The following is a 25,847-nucleotide window of genomic DNA, read 5'->3' as shown; positions in this document are numbered from 1 at the left end:
CGGCACAGCGCGTCCCTCACGATGGCGGTCGGCCGGGGCAGTCCCGCCCACCGCGGCGGACGCACAGGGGAGGGCGCACGATGACCGACGGCATCCGACCGGACGGGGTGCCCACCGCGGAGGCGGACCGCCCGGCACGACACGCGGTCGTGGTCGGCGGCGGACTGGCCGGCCTGACCGCCGCGCTCTCGCTCGCGGACGCCGGAGTACGCGTGACCCTGCTGGAGGGACGGCCCCGCCTGGGCGGCCTCGCCTTCTCCTTCCGGCGCGGCGACCTCACCGTCGACAACGGACAACACGTCTACCTGCGCTGCTGCACCGCCTACCGGTGGTTCCTCGACCGCATCGGCGGCACGGACCTGGCCCCGCTGCAGGACCGGCTCGACGTGCCCGTGCTCGACGCCGCCCGTCCCGAGGGACGCAGACTCGGCAGGATCCGGCGCGACGCCCTGCCGGTACCCCTGCATCTCGGGCGCAGCCTGGCCACCTACCCGCACCTCTCCCTCGCCGACCGCGCACGCGTGGGCCGGGCCGCACTCGCGCTCCAGGCCCTCGACCCCGCCGACCCCGCCCTGGACGAGCGGAACTTCGGCGAATGGCTGGCCGCGCACGGCCAGTCGGCGCGTGCCGTCGAGGCACTGTGGGACCTCGTGGGGGTCGCCACCCTCAACGCGACCGCCTCCGACGTCTCACTGGGGCTGGCCGCGATGGTGTTCAAGACCGGTCTGCTGTCCGACCCGGGCGCGGCCGACATCGGCTGGGCCCGCGTCCCGCTGGGCGAACTGCACGACCGTCTGGCCCGCAAGGCGCTCGACTCCGCGGGTGTGAGCATCGAGGTCCGTACACGTGTCACCTCCGTCTCCAAGAAGGAGAACGGGCGGTGGAGCGTCCAGGTTCCCGGACGGAGCCTGGAGGCCGACGCGGTCGTCCTCGCCGTGCCCCAGCGCGAGGCCCACGCCCTGCTGCCGGCGGGCGCCCTGGAGGCCCCGGAGCGGCTGCTGGACATCGACACCGCGCCCATCCTGAACGTCCACGTCGTCCTCGACCGCACAGTGCTGTCCCGGCCCTTCGTGGCCGCCATCGGCACCCCGGTACAATGGATCTTCGACCGTACTCATGCCTCGGGGCTGAAGGACGGTCAGTACCTGGCGCTGTCCCAGTCGGCGGCGCACCAGGAGATCGACACGCCTGTCGCCGAACTGCGCGAGCGCTACCTTCCCGAGCTGCGGCGGCTGCTGCCCCTGGCGCGTGACGCCCGGGTCCGGGACTTCTTCGTCACCCGGGAGCGTACGGCGACGTTCGCCCCGTCCCCCGGCGTGGGGCGGCTGCGGCCCGGCGCCCGCACCAAGGTCCCCGGCCTGTACCTGGCCGGAGCGTGGACCGCCACCGGGTGGCCCGCGACCATGGAGGGTGCCGTCCGCAGCGGTGTCAGCGCGGCGGACGCCGCGCTCAGCGCCCTGGGCCGACCCCGTCCGAGCCGCCTCTTCGCCTTCGACGAGGCGTCACCGGGCCCCGCGACGGGGGACCTTCCCCGGCTCCCCGGCCGTCGGCCGGGCGTGACCGGAGCATTCGTGCGAGGAGGGACCCGGTGATGTCCGACCAGCAGCCCGTGACGGGTTCCCGCACCCCCGGCACCGCGACAAGAGGAGAGACTGTGCCCACTGTGCCCCCGGCCTCGGCGCCCGCTCGAAGGACCGCGGTGGACGTGACCGCGCTGTTGGAGCGCGGCCGGACCCTGGCCACGCCCGTCCTCAGGGCGGCCGTCGACCGGCTGGCCCCGCCCATGGACACCGTCGCCGCCTACCACTTCGGCTGGATCGACGCGGCCGGCAACCCGGCGCACGGGGACGGCGGCAAGGCCGTCCGGCCGGCCCTGGCCGTGCTCTCCGCCGAGGTCACCGGCGCCGACCCCGCCACCGGCGTGCCCGGAGCGGTGGCCGTCGAACTCGTGCACAACTTCTCGCTGCTGCACGACGACCTCATGGACGGCGACGAGCAGCGCCGGCACCGCGACACGGTGTGGAAGGTGCACGGACCCGCCCAGGCCATCCTGGTCGGCGACGCCCTGTTCGCCCTCGCCAACGAGGTCCTGCTGGAACTCGGCACGGTCGAGGCCGGCCGCGCCACCCGCCGGCTCACCCGCGCCACCCGCGCCCTGATCGACGGTCAGGCGCAGGACATCTCCTACGAGCACCGCGACCGGGTCAGCGTCGAGGAGTGCCTGGAGATGGAGGGCAACAAGACCGGTGCCCTGCTCGCCTGCGCCAGCTCCATCGGCGCCGTGCTCGGCGGCGCGGACGACGCCACCGCCGATGCGCTGGAGACGTACGGCCACCACCTCGGCCTGGCCTTCCAGGCCGTCGACGACCTGCTGGGCATCTGGGGCGACCCGGACGCCACCGGCAAGCAGACCTGGAGCGATCTGCGCCAGCGCAAGAAGTCCCTGCCGGTCGTGGCCGCCCTGGCGGCCGGCGGCCCCGCCTCCGAACGTCTCGGCGAGATGCTGGCCGCCGACGCCAAGAGCAGCGACTTCGACAACTTCTCCGAGGAGGAGTTCGCGGCCCGCGCCGCCCTCATCGAGGAGGCCGGCGGCCGCGAGTGGACGGCCGAGGAGGCACGCCGCCAGCACACCATCGCCATCGAAGCACTCGACGCCGTGACGATGCCCGACGAGGTACGGGACGCGTTCACGGCGCTCGCCGACTTCGTCGTCGTACGAAAGAGATGATCACTATCCATTGACAGCCTCGCGCAGTCGCCGGCCGGATCCGGACCATGCCGGACCACGGCCGACGGCGGACCCACAGCAGCACGACGTGTACGACTGCACGAAGGGGAAGCCATGACAGCGACGACCGACGCAAGCACCGGGACGGCCCTGCCGTCCGACGCTGCCTCGGCCAGCGAAACCGAACCCTCCACCCCCGAGGCGGCGGGGGTACGCCGAGCCGCCGCCCAGGCCGTCCGACGCGCCACCGAGTATCTGCTGTCCAAGCAGGACAGCGAGGGCTGGTGGAAGGGCGACCTCGAGACCAACGTGACGATGGACGCCGAGGACCTGCTGCTGCGTCAGTTCCTCGGCATCCTGGACGAGAAGACCACGCACGCCGCCGCCCTGTTCATCCGCGGTGAGCAGCGCGAGGACGGCACCTGGGCCACGTTCTGGGGCGGCCCCGGCGACCTGTCCACCACCGTCGAGGCCTATGTGGCGCTGCGCCTGGCCGGCGACGAGCCCGACGCCCCGCACATGGCCAAGGCCTCCGCGTGGATCCGCGAGCAGGGCGGCATCGCCGCCACCCGCGTCTTCACCCGGATCTGGCTGGCCCTGTTCGGCTGGTGGAAGTGGGAGGACCTGCCCGAACTGCCGCCCGAGCTCATCTACTTCCCGACGTGGATGCCGCTGAACATCTACGACTTCGGGTGCTGGGCCCGGCAGACCATCGTGCCGCTGACCATCGTGTCGGCGAAGCGTCCGGTGCGTCCCGCCCCGTTCCCGCTGGACGAGCTGCACACCGACCCGGCCGTGCCCAACCCGCCCCGGCCCTTCGCGCCGGCCCTCAGCTGGGACGGCGCCTTCCAGCGCATCGACAAGGCCCTGCACGCCTTCCGCAAGGTGGCGCCGAAGCGGCTGCGCCGCGCCGCGATCAACTCCGCGGCCCGCTGGATCATCGAGCGGCAGGAGAACGACGGCTGCTGGGGCGGCATCCAGCCGCCCGCGGTGTACTCGATCATCGCGCTGCACCTGCTGGGCTACGACCTGGACCACCCGGTGATGCGCGCCGGCCTGGAGTCGCTGGACCGCTTCGCCGTCTGGCGCGAGGACGGTGCCCGCATGATCGAGGCCTGCCAGTCGCCGGTGTGGGACACCTGCCTGGCCACCATCGCGCTGGCCGATGCCGGTGTGCCCGCCGACCACCCGCAATTGGTCAAGGCCGCCGACTGGATGCTCGGCGAGCAGGTCGTGCGTCCCGGCGACTGGGCGGTGCGCCGGCCCACGCTGCCCCCGGGCGGCTGGGCGTTCGAGTTCCACAACGACAACTACCCCGACATCGACGACACCGCCGAGGTCATCCTGGCGCTGCGCCGGGTCAGGCACCCCGACCCGGAGCGGGTGGACAAGGCCGTCGGGCGCGGTGTGCGCTGGAACCTCGGCATGCAGTCGAAGAACGGGGCCTGGGGCGCCTTCGACGTCGACAACACCAGCCCGTTCCCCAACCGGCTGCCGTTCTGCGACTTCGGCGAGGTCATCGACCCGCCGTCCGCGGACGTCACCGCCCACGTGGTGGAAATGCTCGCCTACGAGGGCCTCGCCCACGACCCGCGCACCCGCCGCGGCATCGACTGGCTGCTGTCCGAGCAGGAGCCGAGCGGTGCGTGGTTCGGACGCTGGGGCGTGAACTACATCTACGGCACCGGCTCGGTGGTGCCCGCCCTGATCGCCGCCGGTCTGCCCGGCTCCCACCCGGCGATCCGCCGTGCGGTGGCCTGGCTGGAGTCCGTCCAGAACGACGACGGCGGCTGGGGCGAGGACCTGCGCTCCTACAAGTACTCCAAGGAGTGGGCCGGCAAGGGCGCCTCGACCGCCTCGCAGACCGCGTGGGCCCTGATGGCGCTGCTGGCGGCCGGGGAGAAGGACTCGAAGGCCGTCGAGCGCGGCATCGAGTGGCTGGCGTCCACCCAGCGGGAGGACGGCTCCTGGGACGAGCCGTACTTCACCGGCACCGGCTTCCCGTGGGACTTCTCCATCAACTACCACCTGTACCGCCAGGTCTTCCCGCTGACCGCGCTCGGCCGTTACGTCAACGGCGAGCCCGTCGTGGGCAAGGCCGTCACCGCCGAGCGCTCCCCGGCCGAGGTCGAGGGGAACTGATGAGCACACAGCCCGCTCAGGCACCGCTGCTGATCGCCTGTGCGCTCGGCATCGAGCACGTCGCCCTGCGCACCGGCGACCGGAGCGGTGCCGGCGGGCCGGTGGCCGTCCTGCGCACGGGAATGGGGCCCAGGGCGGCGGAGCGCTCCGTCACCCGGGCCCTGGCCGACCCGGCGCTGGCCGGTGCCGCGGTGCTGGCCACGGGGTTCTGCGCGGGACTCGCGCCCGGCATGCACCCCGGCGACCTGGTGGTCGCCGAGGAGACCCGGGACCCGCGCGGAACCGTGGCGTGCACCGGCACCGACCTGCTCGTCAAGGAGCTGGCCCGCGCCCTGCCCGGGCGCACGGTCCACACCGGGCCGCTGACCGGCTCCGACCATGTCGTGCGCGGCGAGGAGAGGGCCGACCTGCGTGCCACCGGCGCGATCGCGGTGGACATGGAGTCGGCGGCCACGCTGCTGAGCGCCGTGCGGGAGCAGCCGCGCCCGGTCGCGGCCGTACGGGTCGTGGTGGACGCTCCGGAACACGAGCTCGTCCGCATCGGCACACTGCGCGGTGGAATATCGGCTTTCCGCGTTCTTCGTTCTGTACTACCGACTTTTTTCGAATGGCACCGTAATGTGCTGCTCCCCAGGAGGTGAGCCAGATGGCCATGCCACTGCGCCAGTCCATCAAGGTCGCGACGTATATGGCCGAGCAGAAGCTCCGCAAGCGGGACAAGTTCCCGCTCATCGTGGAGCTGGAGCCGCTCTTCGCCTGCAACCTGAAGTGTGAGGGCTGCGGCAAGATCCAGCATCCCGCCGGGGTGCTCAAGCAGCGCATGCCGGTCGCCCAGGCCGTCGGCGCGGTGCTGGAGTCCGGTGCGCCCATGGTGTCCATCGCCGGCGGCGAGCCGCTGATGCACCCTCAGATCGACGAGATCGTGCGCCAGCTGGTGGCCAAGCGGAAGTACGTCTTCCTGTGCACCAACGCGATGCTGCTGCGCAAGAAGATGGACAAGTTCAAGCCCTCGCCCTACTTCGCCTTCACCGTGCACATCGACGGCCTGCGCGAGCGGCACGACAAGTCCGTCGCCAAGGAAGGCGTGTTCGACGAGGCCGTGGCGGCCATCAAGGAGGCCAAGCGGCGCGGCTTCCGGGTCACCACCAACTCCACCTTCTTCAACACCGACACCCCGCAGACCGTCATCGACGTCCTGAACTTCCTCAACGACGAGCTGAAGGTGGACGAGATGATGATCTCGCCGGCCTACGCCTACGAGAAGGCTCCCGACCAGGACCACTTCCTCGGGGTCAGCCAGACCCGGGAGCTGTTCCGGAAGGCCTTCGCAGGTGGCAACCGCAAGCGCTGGCGGCTCAACCACTCGCCGCTGTTCCTCGACTTCCTCGAGGGGAAGCTGGACTTCCCGTGCACCGCGTGGGCGATCCCGAACTACTCGCTCTTCGGCTGGCAGCGTCCCTGCTACCTGATGAGCGACGGCTACGTCCCCACCTACCGGGAACTCATCGAGAAGACCGACTGGGACAAGTACGGCCGCGGCAAGGACCCGCGCTGCGACAACTGCATGGCCCACTGCGGCTACGAGCCCACCGCCGTGATGGCGACCATGGGATCGCTGAAGGAGTCCCTGCGCGCCATGCGCGAGACCGTCTCCGGGAACCGGAGCTGAGGCCATGACCGCCATTCCTCTGGGCGTCCCCGAGGTACCGGCCCGGCCGATCGCCGAGCGGCGCAAGAGCCGGCAGATCCATGTCGGGCCGGTCGCGGTGGGCGGGGATGCGCCGGTGTCGGTGCAGTCGATGACGACGACGCGGACGTCGGACGTGGGTGCGACGTTGCAGCAGATCGCGGAGCTGACGGCGGCCGGGTGCCAGATCGTGCGGGTGGCGTGCCCGACGCAGGACGACGCCGAGGCGCTGCCGGTGATCGCGAAGAAGTCGCAGATCCCGGTGATCGCGGACATCCATTTCCAGCCGAAGTACGTGTTCGCGGCGATCGAGGCGGGGTGTGCCGCGGTCCGGGTGAATCCGGGGAACATCAAGAAGTTCGACGATCAGGTCAAGGAGATCGCGAAGGCGGCGAAGGACCACGGGACGCCGATCCGGATCGGGGTGAACGCGGGGTCGCTGGACAAGCGGCTGCTGCAGAAGTACGGCAAGGCGACGCCGGAGGCGCTGGTGGAGTCCGCGCTGTGGGAGGCGTCGCTGTTCGAGGAGCACGGCTTCCGGGACATCAAGATCTCGGTCAAGCACAACGATCCGGTGGTGATGATCGAGGCGTACCGGCAGCTGGCGGAGGCGTGTGACTATCCGCTGCACCTTGGGGTGACGGAGGCGGGTCCGGCGTTCCAGGGGACGATCAAGTCGGCGGTGGCGTTCGGTGCGCTGCTGTCGCAGGGGATCGGGGACACGATCCGGGTGTCGCTGTCGGCTCCTCCGGTGGAGGAGGTGAAGGTGGGTCTGCAGATCCTGCAGTCGCTGGGGCTGCGGCAGCGGGGTCTGGAGATCGTGTCGTGTCCGTCGTGCGGGCGTGCGCAGGTGGATGTGTACAAGCTGGCCGAGGAGGTCACCGCGGGTCTGACGGGCATGGAGGTGCCGCTGCGGGTCGCGGTGATGGGCTGTGTGGTCAACGGTCCGGGTGAGGCACGTGAGGCGGACCTGGGTGTGGCCTCGGGCAACGGCAAGGGGCAGATCTTCGTGAAGGGCGAGGTCATCAAGACCGTGCCGGAGTCGAAGATCGTGGAGACCCTGATCGAGGAGGCCATGAAGATCGCCGCGGAACAGGAGGGTGGGACGGCAGGTGCCCCCGGCGTCACCGGGACACCGACAGTGACCGTGCACTGAGACGCAGAACGATCCGAGAGGGGGCCCAGCGTGACCATTCTGGAGAGCATCCGGGGACCGCGCGACCTGAAGGCGCTGTCCGAGACGGAACTCGGTGAACTGTCCGACGAGATACGTCACTTCCTGGTGCACGCGGTCGCCAGGACAGGCGGACACCTCGGGCCCAATCTGGGGGTGGTGGAACTCACCATCGCACTGCACCGGGTCTTCGAGTCGCCGGCGGACCGGATCCTGTGGGACACCGGCCATCAGAGTTACGTCCACAAACTCCTGACCGGTCGTCAGGACTTCTCCAAACTGCGCGGCAAGGGCGGCCTGTCCGGCTACCCGTCGCGGGAGGAGTCCGAGCACGACATCATCGAGAACAGCCACGCCTCCACCGCGCTGGGCTGGGCCGACGGGCTCGCCAAGGCGCGTGACGTGACGGGCGGGACGGGGCACGTCGTCGCCGTCATCGGCGACGGCGCGCTCACCGGCGGCATGGCCTGGGAGGCGCTGAACAACATCGCGGCCGCCAAGGACCGGCCGCTGATCATCGTCGTCAACGACAACGAGCGCTCCTACGCGCCCACCATCGGCGGCCTCGCCAACCACCTGGCCACGCTGCGCACCACCGACGGCTACGAGAAGTTCCTCGCCCGCACCAAGGAACTCCTCGAGCGCACCCCGGTCGTCGGCCAGGCCCTCTACGACACCCTGCACGGCGCGAAGAAGGGGCTGAAGGACTTCATCGCCCCGCAGGGCATGTTCGAGGACCTGGGCCTGAAGTACGTCGGCCCGATCGACGGACACGACATCGGCGCCCTGGAGTCGGCGCTGCGCCGCGCCAAGCGCTTCCACGGCCCGGTCCTGGTGCACTGCCTGACCGAGAAGGGCCGCGGCTACGAGCCCGCCCTCGCCCACGAGGAGGACCACTTCCACACCGTCGGTGCGATGGACCCCCGCACCTGCGAGCCGTTGTCCCCGGCCCCGGGTCCGTCGTGGACCAGCGTGTTCGGCGACGAGATGGTGCGCATCGGCGAGGAACGCGAGGACGTGGTGGCGATCACCGCCGCCATGCTGCACCCGGTGGGCCTCGGCGCGTTCGCCGAGCGCTTCCCGGAGCGGGTGTGGGACGTCGGCATCGCCGAGCAGCATGCCGCGGTCTCCGCGGCCGGTCTGGCCACCGGCGGCCTGCACCCGGTGGTCGCCGTCTACGCCACCTTCCTCAACCGCGCCTTCGACCAGGTGCTCATGGACGTGGCCCTGCACCGCTGCGGGGTCACCTTCGTGCTCGACCGCGCGGGCGTGACCGGCACCGACGGGCCGTCCCACAACGGCATGTGGGACATGTCCGTGCTGCAGGTCGTGCCGGGCCTGCGGATCGCCGCGCCGCGCGACGCGAGCCAGCTGCGCGCCCAGCTGCGCGAGGCGGTCGCGGTGGACGACGCCCCCACCCTGGTGCGTTTCCCGAAGGAGACCGTCGGCCCGGACGTCCCGGCCGTCGGCCGCGTCGGCGGCATGGACGTGCTGCACCGCGCAAAGCGGCCCGAGGTGCTGCTGGTGGCCGTCGGCGTGATGGCGCCGGTGTGCCTGCAGGCCGCCGAACTGCTCGAGGCCAGGGGACTGGGCTGCACGGTCGTCGACCCGCGCTGGGTCAAGCCCGTCGACCCGGCGCTGCCGGGTCTGGCCGCCGAGCACCGCCTGGTGGCCGTCGTGGAGGACAACAGCCGCTCCGCCGGTGTGGGTTCCGCGGTGGCCCTGGCGCTCGGCGACGCCGACGTGGACGTCCCCGTGCGGCGGTTCGGCATCCCCGAGCAGTTCCTGCCGCACGCCAAGCGGTCCGAGGTGCTGGCCGACATCGGCCTGACCCCCGTGGACATCGCCGGCCGGATCAGCGCCGCCCTGGCCGTCAGGGACGCGGCCGACGTCAAGCAGGCCGGTACGGTTCCGGCGCAGCAGGCCGCCCGGACCGTCACGGCAGTCAAGGAGAAAACTGAATGACCACGGAGTTCGACCTCGGTGCCCTGCTGGCCGAACGGGGCGCCGAGCGGTACGAGCTGCACGCCCGGCATCTGAACCACCAGCTGCCCCGCATGCTGCACACCATCGGCTTCGACAAGGTGTACGAGCGGGGCGAGGGCGCCTACTTCTGGGACGCCGACGGCAACGACTACCTGGACATGCTCGCCGGGTTCGGCGTCATGGGCCTCGGCCGGCACCACCCGGTCGTCCGCAAGGCGCTGCACGACGTGCTGGACGCCCAGCTGCCGGACCTGACCCGCTTCGACTGCGCGCCGCTGCCCGGCCTGCTGGCCGAGCGGCTGCTGACCCACAGCCCGCACCTGGACCGGGTGTTCTTCGGCAACAGCGGCACCGAGGCGGTGGAGACCGCGCTGAAGTTCGCCCGCCGCGCCACCGGCAAGCCGCGCGTGCTGTACTGCGAGCACTCCTTCCACGGCCTGACCACCGGCTCGCTGTCGGTCCTCGGCGAGCAGGGCTTCCGCGACGGCTTCGGCCCGCTGCTGCCCGACACCGCCGTCCCGCTCGGCGACCTGGACGCGCTCGAACGCGAGCTGAAGAAGGGCGACGTCGCCGCCCTGATCGTCGAGCCGATCCAGGGCAAGGGCGTGCACGAGGCACCGCCCGGTTACCTGCGCTCCGCCCAGGAGCTGCTCCACCGGCACAAGGCGCTGCTCATCGCGGACGAGGTGCAGACCGGCCTCGGCCGCACCGGCGACTTCTACGCCTACCAGCACGAGGACGGCGTCGAGCCCGACCTGGTGTGCGTCGCCAAGGCGCTGTCCGGCGGATATGTGCCGGTCAGCGCCACCCTCGGCAAGGACTGGATCTTCAAGAAGGTCTACTCCTCCATGGACCGGGTGCTGGTGCACTCGGCGAGCTTCGGCTCCAACGCGCAGGCGATGGCGGCCGGACTCGCGGTGCTGTCCGTCATGGAGAACGAGCAGATCGTGGCCAACGCCCGGGCGACCGGCGAGATGCTCAAGTCCCGGCTCACGGCACTGATCGACAGGTACGAGCTGCTCGCCGACGTCCGCGGCCGCGGCCTGATGATCGGCATCGAGTTCGGGCGCCCGAAGTCGCTGAAGCTGCGCAGCCGCTGGATCATGCTGCAGGCCGCCCGCAAGGGCCTGTTCGCCCAGATGGTGGTCGTGCCCCTGCTGCAGCGGCACCGGATCCTCACCCAGGTCTCCGGCGACCACCTGGAAGTGATCAAGCTGATCCCGCCGCTGATCATCGGCGAGCGCGAGGTGGACCGCTTCGTGGACGCCTTCACCGCCGTGATGGACGACGCGCACAACGGCGGCCTGATGTGGGACTTCGGCAAGACGCTGGTCAAGCAGGCGGTCGCCGACCGGTAGGGCCTGCCGTCCGGCGGAACCGGCCGGGGTTTGCCCTGAGGGCAAAAAATTTGCCCTCAGGGCAAGCTCCCTGCTGAATGGACGTATGAGCTCCCCCGAGTCCGACGCCTCGGCGGGGACGGCCGCCGGCCTGCCCGCCATGGCGTCCCAGCTGCGCGCGCTGCGCCGCCGTGCCTCTCTCACCCTGGAGGCCGCGGCCCGCGCCGCCGGGCTGTCGCCCGCTCACCTCTCCCGCCTGGAGACCGGGCACCGCCAGCCCTCGCTGCCGGTGCTGCTCGCGCTCGCCCGTACCTACGGTACGACCGTCTCCGAGCTGCTGGGCGAGCGGGCGCCCGACCGTGACGCCGTGGTCCGCGCCACGAAGATGGAGGCCACCCGGGCCGGCGGCTGGACGTACTGGCAGGCGGGTTCCCCCGGGCGTGGCATGCAGGCGCTGCGCGTCCACGTGCCGCACGGCTCCCAGGGCGACATCGTCCGCGTGCACCCCGGCGAGGAGTGGCTGTACGTGCTGCGCGGCCGGCTGCGGCTGAGTCTCGGCGACACCACGCACCTGCTCGGGCCCGGCGACAGCGCGCACTTCGACTCGCTGACCCCGCACCGCATCGCGGCCGAGGATCCGGACGGGCTGGAGCTCCTTTTCGTCCACACCCTGCTGCAGAGCCCGACGGCCACGCTCTGCCTGGGCCCGCACACCGGAGGCACGCCATGAGCAACCTGGAGGACAAGTTCCCGCGCGGGCTGTGGGTCCGGCTCATCATCTACATCGCCGTCGGCCACCTCTTCGCCGCCTTCATCTGGCTGCTGTTCGAGGTCGGCGCCAAGTAGCCGAACTCCCAGGGAGCCTCGCCGATCAGTCCAGCAGCCGCTCGCGCAGCCGCTGCCGGGTCGCGGGGGCGAGCCGCAGCCCCCGCTCCAGATACGCGTCCACGCCGCCCCAGGTCTCCTCGATGATCTCGAACGCGGCCGTCAGATACTCGGCCCGGGCGTCGAACAGCGGATCCAGCAGTTCCATCACCTCGGGCGAGTACGCCGAGGCGTCGGTGCGGCTGCGCCGCACCCGGTAGCGGCGGTGCCGGGCGCCGGAGGCCAGATAGTCGGCGACGATCGCGTCCCGCTCCACGCCCAGCGCGAGCAGGGTCACCGCGATCGCCAGGCCGGCGCGGTCCTTGCCCGCGGCGCAGTGCAGCAGGGCAGGGACGCTGTCGTCGGCGAGCGCGTGCAGCACCTGGGAGTGCTCCGCGGTGCGCTCGGTGACCATCGCGCGGTAGGAGGCGACCATGCGGGCCACGCCCTTGCCGTCGTCCAGGATCGACCGCAGCTGGTCCAGGTCGCCGTCGCGGACCAGCCGCCAGAACTCCGCTCCGTCCGCCGGATCGCTCAGCGGCAGGTTCACATGGCGCACCCCGGGCAGCTCCACGTCGAGTCCGTCCAGCTTCCGGTCCGCCGCGTTGCGGAAGTCGAAGACGGTGTGCAGGCCGAGGGAGGACAGGAACGCCACGTCCTCGGGCGTGGCATGGGCCAGGTGGCCGCTGCGGAACAGCACGCCGTGGCGCACCTGTCGTCCGTCCTCGGTCGGCAGCCCGCCCACGTCCCGGAAGTTGCGCACTCCGGCCAGCTTCGGCTCGGTCGACGGGATCTGCTGCGTCACGAGGACTCCTTCCTCTCCGCCCCGCCACCGCGGCTCGCCGGCGGGCGCGCCCTCGACCATACGGCATGCCCGCGACGGCCACGAGGATGCGGAACCCTCTGACGTATTCCCGCGGACACCGTCGTCCGACGTGGCTTATCTCACCGCCCGTCAACCCCTTCCTACGGTCGCGTAGGTCACATTCGAGGGTGAATCATGGGCGGACGTGGCAGACGATTCGAAGAATGACAGCGGATCAGTGATCGGGTCGTACGTGGCGGTGGGCGACAGCTTCACCGAGGGGGTCGGTGACCCCGGCCCCGACGGAGCGTTCGTCGGCTGGGCCGACCGCCTGGCCGTCCTGCTCGCCGACCTCAGGCCCGAGGGCGACTTCCAGTACACCAACCTCGCCGTGCGGGGCAAGCTGCTCGATCAGATCGTGGCGGACCAGGTGCCGCGGGCCGTCGAACTCGCCCCCGATCTGGTGTCGTTCTGCGCGGGCGGCAACGACATCCTCCGCCCGGGCAGCGACCCGGACGACGTGGCCGAACGCTTCGAGAAGGCCGTCGCCCGCCTGGCCTCCGCGGCCGGCACGGTGATGGTCACCACCGGCTTCGACACCCGAGGCGTGCCCGTGCTCAAGCACCTGCGCGGCAAGATCGCCACCTACAACGGGCATGTGCGGGCCGTCGCCGACCGCTACGGCTGCCCGGTGCTCGACCTGTGGTCGCTGAAGTCCGTCCAGGACCGACGGGCCTGGAGCGAGGACCGTCTGCATCTCTCGCCCGAGGGGCACACCCGGGTGGCGCTGCGGGCCGGCCAGGTCCTCGGTCTGGACGTGCCGGCCGACCCGGAGCAGCCGTGGCCGCCGCTGCCGCCGCGCGGCACCCTGGCGGTCCGCCGCGACGACGTCCAGTGGGCCCGCGAACACCTGGTCCCGTGGATCGGCCGCCGGCTGCGCGGCGAGTCCTCCGGCGACCATGTGCGGCCCAAGGGCACCCTCTCCCCGGAGGAGATCAAGAGCCGGATCGCCTCGGTGGCCTGATCCCCGCGCGACGACCGCGGCCCGCCCCGGCGACGGACGCCCGAGCCGGGGCGGGGCCCGCCGTCCGGTGCCGACGCCGCCCGCCATAATGATCTCTTCGACCGACTTCAACGGGAGGTACTGTGGCGGGAGTTGACTTCCTCGGCCCGGGTCTCGGCACGCTGAGGATCGAGGCCATGGGCGCACAGCCGCGCGGGGAGCGCGCGGCACGCATCCGCCGGTCGCCTCACTTCGCCGACGGTGCCTTCCGCAACCCCGACGGCCCGTCGAGGACCACGCCGCCGCGACGGGAGCTGGCCCGGGCCTACCTCGACGGCGAACAGCGGCGCCGCCGCCGACCCCGGGGGACCGTGCCCGTGCACGCCACCACGGTCGCCGATCTGGCCCGTCCCGCCCCCACCGGACTGAGGCTGACCTGGCTGGGACACTCCAGCGTCCTCGCCGAGATCGACGGCCGGCGGGTGCTGTTCGACCCGGTGTGGGGCGAACGCTGCTCCCCGGTGCCGTTCGCCGGCCCGCGCCGCATGCACCCGGTGCCCCTGCCGCTCGCCGCCCTCGGCCCGGTCGACGTGGTCGTGATCTCCCACGATCACTACGACCACCTGGACACGCCCACCATCAAGGCGCTGGCCGGCACCGACACCCTCTTCGCGGTCCCGCTCGGTGTCGGCGCCCACCTGGAACACTGGGGCGTGCCCACCGACCGCCTGCGCGAACTGGACTGGCACGAGGACACCCGGGTCGGTCCGCTCACCCTCACCGCCACCCCGGCCCGCCACTTCTGCGGCCGCGGCCTGCGCAACCCCCAGCACACCCTGTGGGCGTCCTGGGTCGTCACCGGCGAGCGGCACCGCGTCTACCACAGCGGCGACACCGGCTACTTCGAGGGCTTCAGGGACATCGGCGCCGCCCACGGCCCGTTCGACGCGACGATGATCCAGATCGGTGCGTACTCCGAGTTCTGGCCCGACATCCACATGACACCCCAGGAGGGCCTGCGCGCCCATCTCGACCTGCAGGGCGGCCGGCCGCACGGCGTGCTGCTGCCCATCCACTGGGGCACCTTCGACCTCGCCCCGCACCCCTGGGCCGAGCCGGGGGAGTGGACGAAGGACGCGGCCGAGCAGGCGGGCCAGGCAGCGGCGTTCCCCCGGCCCGGCGAGCCGTTCGAGCCCGCGGGGAAGCTGCCTGCCGAGCCGTGGTGGCGGGCGGTGTCCGCTCCGCTCGCCCGTCCGTGGCGCCGCCCCGGGCAGACCGGGGCCGCGTCCACGACGAGCGGCGGCGGCCCGGGCCTCGCGGGGGAGCGGTGACCCGGCCCGGAGCACCCCGGTGAACCCCTCCCTCGCCCGCCTCACCCGGCTGCTGCCGCCGCCCCCGGACGTGACCGGGAAGGACGGGGCCGCCGTGGAGAAGGCACCGGGGACCGAACTCCCCGAGGACCCGGCGCCCCGGTCCGGGTGCACGGCCCGCCCAACACCGTCGCCTTCGCCCCCTCGCCCCGCTCTCTGTTCCTCGCGGGCGGCATCGGCATCACCCCGCTGATCCCCATGCTCGCCGAGGCCGAACGGCAGGGCGCCCGACTGGGAACTGGTCCACGGCGGGCGCAGCCCGGCCGCCATGGCCTTCCACGCCGAGCTGCGCTCCGTCTACGGCGAGCGGGTCCGGCTGGTGCCGCAGGACACCCACGGACTGCCGGACCTGGACGCCCTGCTCGGCAGCCCGCGCCCGGACACCCTGGTCTACAGCTGCGGGCCGGAAGGGATGCTCGAGGCGGTCGAGGAGCGCTGTGCCGCCTGGCCGGCCGGCGCCCTGCGCACCGAGCGGTTCGCGCCCAAGGAGCGTCAGGACACCGGCGCGGACCAGGAGTCGTGGCATGCCCGCCGGCGGTCAGTCGCGCGGGAAGGGATGCAGCAGCTCGCGGCCGTCCGCGAACCGGCGGACCTGCTCGACGATCAGCCGCTCCGCCCGCGGACGGAACGCAGCGGACCCGCCGGCCACATGCGGGGTGATCAGCACCCCCGGGCAGCGGCGCAGGGGATGGTCGGCGGGCAGGGGTTCGGGGTCGGTGACGTCCAGGGCCGCGCGCAGCCGGCCCGTGGAGGTGTGCGCGAGCAGGGCCTCGGTGTCCAGCGTGCGGCCGCGCCCGACGTTGACGACCAGCGCCCCGTCCGGCAGCGCGGCCAGTTCCGCGGCGCCGAACAGGCCGGCCGTGCTCGCGTTCTCGGGCAGCACGAGCACCACGATGTCGGTGTCCGGCAGCAGCCCGGGCAGGTCGCTCACCGCGTGGACGTCCTGCTCGGGCCGGGCCCGCCGGGCGACGCGGACCACCTGCGCCTCGCAGGCGAGCAGGCGGCGCTCCAGCGCGGCTCCGATGGAGCCGTAGCCGACGATCGTCACCCGGCAGTCGGCGAGGGAGCGGGTGAAGTGCGGCTCCCACCGCCCGTCCGCCTGGTCGGCCACCCACTGCGGCAGATCGCGCTGCGCGGCGAGGATCAGGCCGAGCGCGTGCTCGGCGGTGGAGGCGTCGTGCAGACCCCGCCCGTTGTGCAGCGCCACCCCCGCGGGCAGCAGCGGCAGCAGCTTCTCGACACCGGCGCTCAGCGACTGCACCGCCCGCAGCCGGGGCAGGCGCGGCAGAAGGCGAGCGGCGTCCGGCACCGCGTAGGGCATGACCCACAGGCCGACCTGGGCCAGGACCTCGTCGGCGGGTTCGCCGTCCGGGGTCGTACCGTCCCAGACGTGCACCTGGACACCCTCCGGCCAGGGGCCGTACCGCCGGTCCAGACCGTCCCAGGGCAGCAGGACACCGGTTGCAGTGTGATGAACGGCACTGCTCAACGGACTCTCCTTCTCGTACCGTGCTTTCCGTCCAGTGAAACACTTTCCATCACACGGAAAACAGGGGGTCTGGGATGACAGTGACGTCACCCGCCACCGCAGCCGCCGCGCCGGAGCGGGCCGGGCTCTTCACGTCCGTGCGTGCCCGCTACCTGATGCCGGTCGCGTTCGTCACGTACTCGCTCGCCTACCTCGACAAGTCCAACTACGCGATCGCCTCCGCCGGCGGCATGGCCGACGACCTGGGGCTGTCCACGAGCGCCGATTCGCTGATCGCCGCGTCGTTCTTCCTCGGCTACTTCTTCTTCCAGATCCCCGGCACCCTGTACGCCGAGCAGCGCAGCGCCCGCAGGCTCGTCGCCTGGTCCACCGTCGCCTGGGGACTGCTCGCCGTCGCCCAGGGCCTGCTCAGCAGCCCCGGCCAGCTGATCGCGGTGCGCTTCGCGCTCGGCGTCGTCGAGGGCGCCGTGCTGCCCTCGATGGTCATGCTGCTCGGCCGCTGGTTCACCCGCGGCGAGCGCGGACGCGCCAACACCCTGCTCATCCTCGGCAACCCGGTCACCGTGATGTGGCTGTCGGCCGTCTCCGGCTGGCTGGTGTCGGTCTCCGACTGGCGCGTGATGTTCGTCGCCGAGGGCATCCCCTCCGTCCTGTGGGGCCTGGCCTGCCTGTGGCTGATCAAGGACCGCCCCGAGCAGTACGGCCGCCTTCCCGAGCACGAACTCGCCCGCCTGCGCGCCGACCTGGCCGCGGAGAAGGCCGCCGCACCGCCGGTGACCGGCACCCTGCGCGAACGGTACGGGCGTGTGCTGCGCTCCCCGGCGGTGCTCACCATGGCCGCCCAGTACTTCTTCTGGTCCTTCGGCATGTACGGGTTCGTCTTCTGGCTGCCCGCCATCATCAAGAAGGGCTCCGGCGAGGGCATCGGCGCCACGGGACTGCTCACCGCCGTCCCGTACGCCTGCGCCGCCGCGGCCATGCTGCTCAACTCCCGACTGTCCGACCGCAGCGGACGGCGCCGCAGGGCCGTGTGGCCGTGGCTCGCCTGCGGCGGCCTCGCCCTGGCCGCCTCCTACGCCGCCGGCGACCACTTCCCCCTCGCCCTCGCCCTGCTCACGGTCGCCGGTCTGTGCCTGTACGCGCCCTACGGCCCGTACTTCGCCTTCGTCACCAGCCTCGCCCCGCCCGGCATCGCCGGTGCCGCGATCGCCCTCGTCAACTCCCTCGGCGCGCTCGGCTCGTTCGCCGGCACCTACCTGGTCGGCTGGGTGCGCGGCACCCCGCTGGGCGACGCGGGCGCCTTCGGCTTCATGGCCGCGTGCGCCCTGCTCTCGGCCGGACTGACCCTGGCCGTCCCCGAACCGGCGGCCGCCCGTCCCGCCCGGGTACCGTGATCGTCGGCGCGGCGGCGACCGCACGGCCGCGGACGGCGCCCGCCGCGCCTCTCCGCACCGTCCGGCACCGCGCCGGACGGTCCGCGGCGACACCCCGAGGACCCGACGCTCGGGAGCAGGACGCTCGAGGACAGGACGAAAGGCGCACACGGTGACCACACCATCCGGCGACGACATGCTGGGCCGGGGACTGCGGCTGCTGACCGTGCTGGCCGAGCACCCCGCCGGCCTCGGCGTGAGCGCCGCCGCCCGCGCCGCCCGCCTGCCCGTCAGCAGCGCCCACCGCCTGCTCGGCCGCCTGGTCGAGGAGCGGTTCGCCACCTACGACGAGGACACCCGCCGCTACGCCCTCGGCGCCCGCGTCCTCGAACTCGCCCGCGGATTCCAGCGCTCCCCGGCCGGCTACTCGGCCGCCGCCGAGCCGATGCGCCGGCTGGCCGCCCGCACCGGACTGCCGGTCATCGCGGGCATCCTCAGCGGCTCCGACGTGCTCCTCGTGCTCTCCGTGCAAGGCACCCAGCACCTGCAGCTGCGCAGCGCCGAGGGCACCCGCAACCCCTGGCACGCGACCTCCCTCGGCAAGGCCCTGGTCGCCGGACTGCCCGAGGAGGAACGCGAGGCGCTGCTGTCCGGGCCGCTCCCCGCGGTCACCTCCCGCACGATCACCGACCCGGACCGGCTGCGCGCCGAACTCGACGAGGTGCGCGCCCGCGGCTGGGCCGAGGTCGACGAGGAGAACGAGATAGGGGTCCGGTCCATCGCCGCGGCCCTGCCGCCCGGCCCCGCCGGCACCCCGCCCCTGGCCATCTCGCTGGCGGCCACCGTCATCCTCACCGACGCCGCCCAACTGCGCGCCCACGTGCCCGCACTGCGCGCCTGCGTGGACGACACAGCCGCACACCGGGCGCCCTGACACCCACGGGGCGGCCGGACACCCCGCACCGCGCTCCCGTGTCCGGGTCAGCTCAGCGACAGCACCTGCACCGTGGTGTGTCCGCCCGGGGCGTCGTAGCCGATCAGGTCGCCGACACGATGGCCGAGCAGGGCGCGGCCCAGCGGGCTCGCGGCGGTGACCAGCGTCGTCCCGTCCAGTTCGGCGACCTCGCCCAGCTGCACCGTCTGCACGGTGCCGTCGTCGAAGCGCACCGTGGCCGTGGTGCCGATGCCGATGACGTCGGTGGGCGGCGGACCCGCGTCGCCCGCCTGACGCAGCCGGGCGTCGATGTCTCCGATGCGCCGGTCCAGACGTTGCAGATCGGCGACGCGCTGCAGCTCGTCGGCCTGGTCGGCGGTGTCTCCCTGGGCGTCCTCGTCACGCAGGGTCGCCGCCACCGCGTCGCGCTCGGCGCGCAGCTCGGCGAGTTCCCGTTCGAGGGCCTTGCGGGCCTCGGCGCTGATCGGGGCGGGTTCACCGGTCATGCGTGCTCTCCCCGGACGATCGGGTGGACGGCCGGGCGACGGCGGTCACCCGGGCGGGCCCCCGCTTACAGGGTAGTGGCCGCAGTGCGGCGCCACGACCGCGCGCTGCGCCACGACCGGGCGACGCCGCGGCCGCCGTGCGGGCGCCGGGCGGTGTGGACGAGGCGGGATAGCGCGCCCGGGCGCCTTGTGGAAGGATGCGGACAAGACGCGAGCGAACCCGAACACCGTGACGACACCGCTCTCAACGGCGCCCGAACAACGGGAGGTTCTCATGTCGTCGAAGCGACGCCGCAAGAAGAAGGGCCGCCGCAACCACCCCGCGAACCACGGCAAGCGCCCCCAGTGCTGATTCCCGACGGAGTGTGAGGACGTCCCCATGGTGCGGCTCCACCGCAAGGATCTCGGACTGCTGGCCCTGCGGGTCGGCACCGGCGGTGTGCTCTTCGCGCACGGCGCGCAGAAACTCTTCGGCTGGTTCGGCGGCTCGGGCATCAAGGGCACCGCGCAGGCGATGGAGGCCATGGGCTTCCGTCCCGGCCGGCCCAGTGCCGTCGCGGCGGGCCTCGGGGAGGCGGGCGGCGGACTGCTGCTCGCGCTCGGAGCCGCCACACCGGCCGCGGGCGCCGCGGCCGCGGGCGCCATGGCCGGGGCGGTGGCGGTCCACCGGCCCGCCGGATTCTTCGCGACCCAGGGCGGCTACGAGTACCCCGCCTACCTCGGGCTCGTGGCCGCCGCGCTCGGTCTGTCCGGCGCGGGCCGGTACTCGGTGGACCACCTCACCCGCAACCGCCTGGACAGCCCCGCCATGGTCGCGCTCGCGTTCGCGGCGAGCGCGGCGGCCGCGGTCGCCGTCGTGGGCCGCCGGGAGCGCACCCTGGCCGCCAAGGCGGAGACCGCCGCCCAGACGCAGACCGAGGACACGGGCGAGGTGTGAGCCCTCGGCGCCCGGACGGCCCGTGAGTCCGCGGCGCCCGGACGGCCCGTGAGTCCGCGGTGAGCGGACGGCCGGCGCGGCCGCCGGTCAGCGCCGGGCCAGGCGCCGCTCACCTCCGACACCGGGCCGGTACTCCAGCTCGTAGTGGGCGAAGACGGCAGGCTCCTGCGCGGCGGCCAGCACACCGTCGGTGTCGATCCACGGCGCCTGCTTGATCACCTTCTTCGTGTGGGCCACCCGCAGGTAACCCGGGCCGACGGTGGCACCGGCGAGCGGGACGAACACCAGACGGCGCCGGGTGGGCAGGCCCATCGTGACCGTCGCGAAGCTGGGCTCGTCCGTCGTGGTGTCGACATAGACGGACTCCAGGGTGCCGATCTTGTTGCCGTCCGCGTCGACGACATCGTGTCCGCGCCATTCCCGGATGTCGTCCGCCTCGAACATCGCTGACCTCCTGTGCAAGGGACTCTTCACCCGTGTTCCCCGGCACCCCGGAGTTCATCGTGCGGCGCGCCTCGTGCCCCCCGGACGGCCGTGCGGTCGGACACCCGGCCGGACACCCGGCCGGACGCGCCCCGACCCCGCGTCGCTCAGCCGTGCGACCCCTCATACCAGAGCAGGACGATCCGCGGGGGATTTTTCCAACTGCCCGTCGCACCGGGCGCGCACGTGACTACGGTGAGTGGCCGTCGGGCGACACTGTGCCGCATCAGCGGCCCGTCGGCCGGCACAGCGATGGCGCCTGCCCGCTCACGCCCCGCCGCGTGGGCCACAGGCCCGACGGACCCGTACGAGGAGCAGATGCCACACCTCCGCGCACCGGCCTTGCGCGCAGACCGCCGTGAGGGCGGACGGCACGGCCGACCGGCCGCCCGGCCCGCCCCGTCGCAGCCCCCGGCCCGCATACGGCCCCGGCTGCTCCCGCTGGCCGTGCTGCCGGCCGCCGTGATCGCCCTCGGCGCCGGCGCCGCCGTGCTGTACACGCTGGACACCCTGCGCTCCACCGGCCAGCGCCCCCCGGCCGTGCTGTGGGCGGTGCTCGCCGGGGCCGCGGCGATGACGCTCGCCGCCCTGCTGACCGCCGCCCTCGCCGCCCGCCGCGCCACCCGCTCCGTGCGTGAACGGCTCGCCGCCCTGCGCGCGGACACGGCACGCCGCCAGGCCGAACTGACCGCCGTGCTGGAGGCGTTGCGGCACGGCGAGGAGCCGCCCCCGACCCCGCGGCGCGGCGAGCCGCCCGCTCGCACCGACGCCTTCCACCTGCTCGCCGACGACCTCGCCCGCGCCCACGACGGCGCCGTCGCCGCCGTGGTCGAGGCCGGCCGGCTCTCCGGCCGGGCGGGCAGCGAACAGAAGCTGGAGGTCTTCGTCGATCTCGCCCGGCGCCTGCAGTCCCTGGTGCACCGCGAGATCTCCCTCCTCGACGAGCTGGAGAACGAGATCGAGGACCCCGAGCTGCTCAAGGGCCTCTTCCACGTCGACCACCTCGCCACCCGGATCCGCCGCCACGCGGAGAACCTCGCCGTCCTGGGCGGTGCCGTCTCCCGCCGCCAGTGGAGCAACCCCGTCCCCATGACCGAGGTGCTGCGTTCCGCCATCGCCGAGGTCGAGCAGTACTCCCGGGTCCGGCTCGTCCCGCCGGTCGACGGCCGGCTGCGCGGTCACGCCGTCGCCGACGTCATCCACCTGCTGGCCGAACTCGTCGAGAACGCCACGGTGTTCTCCGCCCCGCACACCGAGGTCCTGCTGCGGGCGAACCACGTCACCGCCGGGCTCGCCGTGGAGGTCGAGGACCGGGGCCTGGGCATGCCGGTCGCCGAGCAGGTGCGGATGAACGAGCTGCTGGCCGACCCCGACCAGGTCGACGTCGCCGGCCTGCTCGCGGACGGCCGGATCGGCCTGTACGTGGTGTCCCAGCTGGCCCGGCGGCACGGCATCACCGTGCGCCTGCAGACCAACATCTACGGCGGCGTGCAGGCCGTCCTCGTGCTGCCACGGACCCTGCTCGGCGCGGATCCGGACGTAACGGAGCCGTACGGTGCGGACGTACCGGAGTCCTACGGGGCGGGGGCGGAAGCATCGGAGCCGTACGGTGCGGGCGTACCGCAGCCGTACGGGGCGGAGTCGGACACCGCCGCACCCGCGGCGGACGTCCCGCCGACGGCGTCGGCCGGGCACGGCCGGGCAGCCGAGGCCGCCCCGGCCACCGCGGCCGCCACCGGTCAGGGCGGCCCCGGCGGGCCCGGTGCGCCGGGAACGGCCGTCGGCACACCCGCCGCATCCGCCGGCACTCCCGCAGGACCCGTCGACGCTCCGGCCGCTGCCACGGCACCGTCGCCGTCCGTCGCCCCCGCGCCCCCGTCCCGGCGCGACTCCGGCAGCCGACGGCCCGCCCCGGCACGGGAGGTGCCCGGCCCCCGCCCCGGGGACCCGGCGGGCGCGGCCGGACGCGAAGGCGTCCTGCCCGCCCCGCGCGACGGCAGCGTGCCCGGTACCGAGGTGAAACCCCCGCTGCCCCGGCGCCGCGCCCGGCACCACCTGGCGCCGCAGCTGCGGAGCGGCCCGGCACCCCGCCGGCACGGCGACGACACGCCCTCGCACGACCCCGGTCTGATGGCCGAGTTCCGGCGCGGCGTCGGACTCGCCGAGGCCCGGCAGCACCAGGACGGCCCGGGCACGGACCAGGGGCCGTACGACCAGCGGCCGTACGACCTGGGACCGTCCGCGCCCGGGCCGGTGGACACGCCGGCCGGGAACGGCCCCGCGACGCTCGTCCCGGTGCCCGGGCCCGGGCGCGCCGCCGCCACGGGAACACCGGGCACGCCGGCAGGCGTCCTGCCCGCCCCGCCCGCCGGGGCCGGCGGCACCCGGGCCGCTGCACCGCCTGCCGTGCCGGGCGTGCGCGGCGGTGCGCCGGACGCCCCCGCCGACGGCGCCCGCGGCCCGCACGACGACACCACGCCCGGCGTGCACGCTCCCAGCCCGCACGACGCCACGCCCGGCGCATACGCCCCCGGTGCGCCCGGGGCGTACGACCACGGCGCGGCCCGCGGACGCGACGACGTGCCGGACATCGCGCCCGCCCCCGCCGGACCGGCCGGCCACGACGGACACACCCCGGCCGGATGACCCGGCCGGGCGATGCGAGAACCGGGCCGGCGACCACAGAACCCGACCGGACGACCACGAAACCGGAACCCCCGTACCCCAAGGAGTCGATGCAGCATGCCGACCGACGCGCCGACCAGCCGCGGTGACCTCGACTGGCTGATGAGCGGCCTCGTGCAGCGTGTCCCGCACACCACCAGCGCGGTCCTGCTGTCCTGCGACGGGCTGGTGAAAGCCGTCCACGGGCTCGCCCCCGACAGCGCCGACCACATGGCCGCCCTGGCCTCCGGTCTGTACTCCCTCGGCCGCAGCGCCGGCGTCCGCTTCGGGAACGGCGGCGACGTCCGGCAGGTCGTCGTCGAACTCGACACGAACCTGCTGTTCGTCACCACCGCCGGGTCCGGCACCTGCCTGGCCGTGCTCGCCGGACGCGAGGCCGACGCGGCGGTCCTGGGGTACGAGATGGCGATGCTCGTCAAGAGCGTGCGCCCCTACCTGGTGACCGCGCCCCGCCAGCAGACCGCCGAACCCCCGGCGCTGCGGCCTTGAGCGCCGCGGCAGCCGGCGACGCACCCTGGCTCGACGACGCGGCCGGACGGCTGGTGCGTCCCTTCACGGTCAGCAACGGCCGCACCGAACCGAGCGTCGCCCTGGACCTGATGTCGCAGGTGATGACCACCGGCAGGACCCCTCTGGGCTACCTCGGTCCCGAGCACGGGCAGGCGCTCGACCTGTGCCGCGCCCCGGTGACGGTGGCCGAGGTGGCCGCCCACCTCAGGCTGCCCGTGGCGGTGACCAAGGTCCTGCTCGCCGACCTCCTCGACTGCGGGGCGCTGACCACGAAACCTGTCGCCCACGACCACCACTCCACCGACCGGGCTCTCCTGGAGGCAGTGCTCGATGGACTACGACGACAGCTCTGACCGCGCCGGCGGCCCCACCGGCCGCGGCGCCCCCTTCCCGACCGCGCTGAAGATCCTGGTCTCGGGCGGGTTCGGCGTGGGCAAGACGACGTTCGTCGGTGCCGTCAGCGAGATCGCCCCGCTCAGCACCGAGGAGCTGCTGACCACCGTCAGCGAGGGCACGGACAGCCTCGACGGCGTCGAGAGCAAGAGCGCGACCACGGTCGCCATGGACTTCGGCCGCATCACCCTCGACACCCGGCATGTGCTCTACCTGTTCGGCACCCCCGGGCAGGAGCGGTTCTGGTTCCTGTGGGACGAGCTGTCCGAGGGCGCGCTCGGCGCGGTGCTCCTCGCCGACACCCGCCGCCTGGAGGACTGCTTCGCGGCCGTCGACTACTTCGAACAGCGCGGTCTGCCCTTCGTCGTCGCCCTCAACGAGTTCGACGGCGCCCACCGCTACGACCCCGAGGAGGTGCGGGACGCCCTCGACCTCGCCCCGGAGATCCCCGTGATCAGCTGCGACGCGCGCCGGGCCGCCTCCGGCGTCCAGGCCCTGCTGGCCCTCGTCCGGCACCTCATCGCCCACGCCCCCGAGCCCGCCGCCGTATCCGGCCGCGGCGCCTGACGCTGTCCCCGATCCCCGACGGAGTCCCTCCATGTCCCATCCGAAGCCGTCCCACCCGAAGCGGCGCCGCAGGCCGCTGCCCGTCCCCGGGCGGCACGGCACCGGAGCCCGGTGATGAGCTACGACCCGCCGCGCCCGGTCGGCCGGCTGCTGCTCACCCCGCAGGACCGGGAGGCACCCGCCCGCATCGAGCGGCTGCGCGCACTCGGCCTGGGGGAGCGCCCCGAGCCCGCCCTCGACGCGTTCGCCGACCGGCTCGCCGCCCGCACCCGCGCCCCGTACGCGATGGTCAACCTCCCCGGCCCGCACGAGCAGTTCTACGCCGGACTGCACCGCCCGGACCGGGACGTGCTCGACGTCGACACGCCCGCCCCCACCACCCCGGCCGAGGACCGGGACCCCTCGGTGACCCGGCGCGAGCTGGGCCGGCGCCTCGCCCGCGACCACGGCTTCTGCCCCCACGTGGTGGCCCGGCGCAAGGCGCTGGTGCTGGAGGACGTCCGCGACTACCCGCGGTTCGCGGGCAACGCGATCGTCGACGCGTTCGGCATCCGCTCCTACCTCGGCGCCCCGCTCATCGACGGCACCGGGACGGTGCTGGGCACCGTGTGCGTCGTCGATGTCACGCCACGGCCCTGGGGCCGGGAAGGGCTCCGGATCATCAAGGCCGCGGCCGCCGACCTGACCCGACGGCTCGAACACTGGCCGGGCCCGTGAACCCACGGCCGCGCACGGCGTGTCGCGGCGGGTGCGGCAGCGCGTGAAGCAAAGCTGTGCCCGTGTTTAAGAAAACCTCGATGGACCTGGGCGCCTGCCGTGCGGCAGATTGCTGTGCGATTCCACTCCTCACCCCGGACACGGGTCCCTTCGGCAT

Annotated in this window: 24 protein-coding genes; 20 read left to right on the top strand and 4 right to left on the bottom strand. The window is 73.3% G+C overall.

Features of this window, described 5'->3' with window-relative positions:
• Window positions 1–80: 80 nt before the first annotated feature.
• From hpnE to OG899_RS02490, 10 genes are all read left to right on the top strand, one after another.
• Entirely contained in the window at window positions 81–1,592 is a 1,512-nt protein-coding gene (gene hpnE, locus OG899_RS02535; RefSeq protein ID WP_168132095.1) for a hydroxysqualene dehydroxylase HpnE, read from the top strand.
• A complete protein-coding gene (locus OG899_RS02530) occupies window positions 1,592–2,728 on the top strand; it encodes a polyprenyl synthetase family protein (protein WP_125497499.1) in 1,137 nt (378 codons plus the stop codon). Before hpnE ends, OG899_RS02530 begins: the two co-directional genes overlap by 1 nt.
• 114 nt (window positions 2,729–2,842) lie before the next feature.
• Complete coding sequence (gene shc, locus OG899_RS02525; RefSeq protein ID WP_125497498.1) at window positions 2,843–4,870, top strand: squalene--hopene cyclase; 2,028 nt, start codon at window positions 2,843–2,845, stop codon at window positions 4,868–4,870.
• A complete protein-coding gene (locus OG899_RS02520; protein WP_125497497.1) occupies window positions 4,870–5,511 on the top strand; it encodes a 1-hydroxy-2-methyl-2-butenyl 4-diphosphate reductase in 642 nt (213 codons plus the stop codon). Before shc ends, OG899_RS02520 begins: the two co-directional genes overlap by 1 nt.
• A gap of 5 nt (window positions 5,512–5,516) precedes the next feature.
• The gene (hpnH, locus tag OG899_RS02515) at window positions 5,517–6,539 is read left to right on the top strand and encodes an adenosyl-hopene transferase HpnH (RefSeq protein WP_125497496.1); all 1,023 of its coding nucleotides are present in this window, start codon (window positions 5,517–5,519) and stop codon (window positions 6,537–6,539) included.
• Window positions 6,540–6,543: 4 nt separating this feature from the next.
• Entirely contained in the window at window positions 6,544–7,713 is a 1,170-nt protein-coding gene (gene ispG / locus OG899_RS02510; protein WP_406310877.1) for a flavodoxin-dependent (E)-4-hydroxy-3-methylbut-2-enyl-diphosphate synthase, read from the top strand.
• Window positions 7,714–7,743: 30 nt separating this feature from the next.
• Window positions 7,744–9,696, top strand: coding sequence for a 1-deoxy-D-xylulose-5-phosphate synthase (gene dxs, locus OG899_RS02505; RefSeq protein ID WP_168130910.1), 1,953 nt, complete (start codon window positions 7,744–7,746; stop codon window positions 9,694–9,696).
• Window positions 9,693–11,075, top strand: a complete 1,383-nt coding sequence (locus OG899_RS02500) for an aspartate aminotransferase family protein (protein WP_168130911.1) — start codon at window positions 9,693–9,695, stop codon at window positions 11,073–11,075. The genes dxs and OG899_RS02500 overlap by 4 nt, the downstream gene beginning before the upstream one ends.
• An 85-nt stretch (window positions 11,076–11,160) precedes the next feature.
• On the top strand, window positions 11,161–11,784 hold the full coding sequence (locus OG899_RS02495) for a helix-turn-helix domain-containing protein (protein WP_406310876.1): 624 nt from the start codon (window positions 11,161–11,163) through the stop codon (window positions 11,782–11,784).
• Window positions 11,781–11,900, top strand: coding sequence for a DUF6126 family protein (locus OG899_RS02490; protein WP_125500726.1), 120 nt, complete (start codon window positions 11,781–11,783; stop codon window positions 11,898–11,900). The genes OG899_RS02495 and OG899_RS02490 overlap by 4 nt, the downstream gene beginning before the upstream one ends.
• A gap of 25 nt (window positions 11,901–11,925) precedes the next feature.
• Here OG899_RS02490 and OG899_RS02485 read toward each other — a convergent pair whose 3' ends face one another.
• Window positions 11,926–12,723, bottom strand: coding sequence for a tyrosine-protein phosphatase (locus OG899_RS02485; RefSeq protein WP_125500727.1), 798 nt, complete (start codon window positions 12,721–12,723; stop codon window positions 11,926–11,928).
• Window positions 12,724–12,961: 238 nt separating this feature from the next.
• Here OG899_RS02485 and OG899_RS02480 point away from each other — a divergent pair, with 238 nt between their 5' ends.
• Complete coding sequence (locus OG899_RS02480; protein WP_125500728.1) at window positions 12,962–13,747, top strand: SGNH/GDSL hydrolase family protein; 786 nt, start codon at window positions 12,962–12,964, stop codon at window positions 13,745–13,747.
• A 122-nt stretch (window positions 13,748–13,869) separates the two neighbouring features.
• Window positions 13,870–15,057 carry an MBL fold metallo-hydrolase gene (locus OG899_RS02475; RefSeq protein WP_373296026.1) on the top strand — a complete coding sequence of 396 codons (1,188 nt, stop codon included), beginning with the start codon at window positions 13,870–13,872 and terminating at the stop codon, window positions 15,055–15,057.
• 577 nt (window positions 15,058–15,634) lie between these two features.
• Here the strand turns inward: OG899_RS02475 and OG899_RS02470 are convergent.
• Window positions 15,635–16,585 carry a 2-hydroxyacid dehydrogenase gene (locus OG899_RS02470; protein ID WP_125500240.1) on the bottom strand — a complete coding sequence of 317 codons (951 nt, stop codon included), beginning with the start codon at window positions 16,583–16,585 and terminating at the stop codon, window positions 15,635–15,637.
• Between the two features lie 74 nt (window positions 16,586–16,659).
• Between OG899_RS02470 and OG899_RS02465 the strand changes: the two genes are divergently transcribed.
• Together OG899_RS02465 and OG899_RS02460 are read left to right on the top strand one after the other, a co-directional pair.
• Window positions 16,660–17,979: an MFS transporter gene (locus OG899_RS02465; protein WP_125500241.1), complete on the top strand. Its 1,320-nt coding sequence runs from the start codon at window positions 16,660–16,662 to the stop codon at window positions 17,977–17,979.
• A gap of 151 nt (window positions 17,980–18,130) precedes the next feature.
• Window positions 18,131–18,892, top strand: a complete 762-nt coding sequence (locus OG899_RS02460) for an IclR family transcriptional regulator (RefSeq protein ID WP_229813788.1) — start codon at window positions 18,131–18,133, stop codon at window positions 18,890–18,892.
• Between the two features lie 47 nt (window positions 18,893–18,939).
• Here the strand turns inward: OG899_RS02460 and OG899_RS02455 are convergent, their stop codons facing one another.
• Entirely contained in the window at window positions 18,940–19,398 is a 459-nt protein-coding gene (locus tag OG899_RS02455; protein ID WP_125500242.1) for a GreA/GreB family elongation factor, read from the bottom strand.
• Window positions 19,399–19,777: 379 nt separating this feature from the next.
• Between OG899_RS02455 and OG899_RS02450 the strand changes: the two genes are divergently transcribed.
• On the top strand, window positions 19,778–20,335 hold the full coding sequence (locus OG899_RS02450) for a DoxX family protein (protein WP_125500243.1): 558 nt from the start codon (window positions 19,778–19,780) through the stop codon (window positions 20,333–20,335).
• An 87-nt stretch (window positions 20,336–20,422) separates the two neighbouring features.
• Here OG899_RS02450 and OG899_RS02445 read toward each other — a convergent pair whose 3' ends face one another.
• On the bottom strand, window positions 20,423–20,779 hold the full coding sequence (locus tag OG899_RS02445; RefSeq protein ID WP_125500244.1) for a PRC-barrel domain-containing protein: 357 nt from the start codon (window positions 20,777–20,779) through the stop codon (window positions 20,423–20,425).
• A gap of 357 nt (window positions 20,780–21,136) precedes the next feature.
• On the opposite strand from OG899_RS02445, the gene OG899_RS02440 reads away from it, so the two are divergent.
• From OG899_RS02440 to OG899_RS02420, 5 genes are all read left to right on the top strand, one after another.
• Complete coding sequence (locus OG899_RS02440) at window positions 21,137–23,464, top strand: ATP-binding protein (protein ID WP_168130913.1); 2,328 nt, start codon at window positions 21,137–21,139, stop codon at window positions 23,462–23,464.
• Window positions 23,465–23,560: 96 nt separating this feature from the next.
• Complete coding sequence (locus tag OG899_RS02435) at window positions 23,561–23,992, top strand: roadblock/LC7 domain-containing protein (protein WP_125499761.1); 432 nt, start codon at window positions 23,561–23,563, stop codon at window positions 23,990–23,992.
• Window positions 23,989–24,366, top strand: coding sequence for a DUF742 domain-containing protein (locus tag OG899_RS02430; RefSeq protein ID WP_125499760.1), 378 nt, complete (start codon window positions 23,989–23,991; stop codon window positions 24,364–24,366). The genes OG899_RS02435 and OG899_RS02430 overlap by 4 nt, the downstream gene beginning before the upstream one ends.
• Window positions 24,344–24,973, top strand: a complete 630-nt coding sequence (locus OG899_RS02425) for an ATP/GTP-binding protein (protein ID WP_168130914.1) — start codon at window positions 24,344–24,346, stop codon at window positions 24,971–24,973. The genes OG899_RS02430 and OG899_RS02425 overlap by 23 nt, the downstream gene beginning before the upstream one ends.
• A 114-nt stretch (window positions 24,974–25,087) precedes the next feature.
• A complete protein-coding gene (locus OG899_RS02420; RefSeq protein WP_125499758.1) occupies window positions 25,088–25,690 on the top strand; it encodes a GAF domain-containing protein in 603 nt (200 codons plus the stop codon).
• Window positions 25,691–25,847: the final 157 nt, after the last annotated feature.

Origin of the sequence: Streptomyces thermoviolaceus, assembly GCF_045209695.1 — a bacterium.
In the GTDB taxonomy this organism is placed as follows: domain Bacteria; phylum Actinomycetota; class Actinomycetes; order Streptomycetales; family Streptomycetaceae; genus Streptomyces; species Streptomyces thermoviolaceus.
Note: the sequence above shows the minus strand (reverse complement) of the source record. Positions and strands in the feature narration are given on the sequence as shown.

What these genes read in the sequence shown, in the direction of transcription:
- hpnE (WP_168132095.1), top strand. Translation starts at nt 81, where the DNA reads ATGACCGACGGCATCCGACCGGACGGGGTGCCCACCGCGGAGGCGGAC.
- OG899_RS02530 (WP_125497499.1), top strand. Translation starts at nt 1,592, where the DNA reads ATGTCCGACCAGCAGCCCGTGACGGGTTCCCGCACCCCCGGCACCGCG.
- shc (WP_125497498.1), top strand. Translation starts at nt 2,843, where the DNA reads ATGACAGCGACGACCGACGCAAGCACCGGGACGGCCCTGCCGTCCGAC.
- OG899_RS02520 (WP_125497497.1), top strand. Translation starts at nt 4,870, where the DNA reads ATGAGCACACAGCCCGCTCAGGCACCGCTGCTGATCGCCTGTGCGCTC.
- hpnH (WP_125497496.1), top strand. Translation starts at nt 5,517, where the DNA reads ATGGCCATGCCACTGCGCCAGTCCATCAAGGTCGCGACGTATATGGCC.
- ispG (WP_406310877.1), top strand. Translation starts at nt 6,544, where the DNA reads ATGACCGCCATTCCTCTGGGCGTCCCCGAGGTACCGGCCCGGCCGATC.
- OG899_RS02500 (WP_168130911.1), top strand. Translation starts at nt 9,693, where the DNA reads ATGACCACGGAGTTCGACCTCGGTGCCCTGCTGGCCGAACGGGGCGCC.
- OG899_RS02495 (WP_406310876.1), top strand. Translation starts at nt 11,161, where the DNA reads ATGAGCTCCCCCGAGTCCGACGCCTCGGCGGGGACGGCCGCCGGCCTG.
- OG899_RS02490 (WP_125500726.1), top strand. Translation starts at nt 11,781, where the DNA reads ATGAGCAACCTGGAGGACAAGTTCCCGCGCGGGCTGTGGGTCCGGCTC.
- OG899_RS02465 (WP_125500241.1), top strand. Translation starts at nt 16,660, where the DNA reads ATGACAGTGACGTCACCCGCCACCGCAGCCGCCGCGCCGGAGCGGGCC.
- OG899_RS02455 (WP_125500242.1), bottom strand. Translation starts at nt 19,398, where the DNA reads ATGACCGGTGAACCCGCCCCGATCAGCGCCGAGGCCCGCAAGGCCCTC.
- OG899_RS02450 (WP_125500243.1), top strand. Translation starts at nt 19,778, where the DNA reads ATGGTGCGGCTCCACCGCAAGGATCTCGGACTGCTGGCCCTGCGGGTC.
- OG899_RS02445 (WP_125500244.1), bottom strand. Translation starts at nt 20,779, where the DNA reads ATGTTCGAGGCGGACGACATCCGGGAATGGCGCGGACACGATGTCGTC.
- OG899_RS02440 (WP_168130913.1), top strand. Translation starts at nt 21,137, where the DNA reads ATGCCACACCTCCGCGCACCGGCCTTGCGCGCAGACCGCCGTGAGGGC.
- OG899_RS02435 (WP_125499761.1), top strand. Translation starts at nt 23,561, where the DNA reads ATGCCGACCGACGCGCCGACCAGCCGCGGTGACCTCGACTGGCTGATG.
- OG899_RS02425 (WP_168130914.1), top strand. Translation starts at nt 24,344, where the DNA reads ATGGACTACGACGACAGCTCTGACCGCGCCGGCGGCCCCACCGGCCGC.
- OG899_RS02420 (WP_125499758.1), top strand. Translation starts at nt 25,088, where the DNA reads ATGAGCTACGACCCGCCGCGCCCGGTCGGCCGGCTGCTGCTCACCCCG.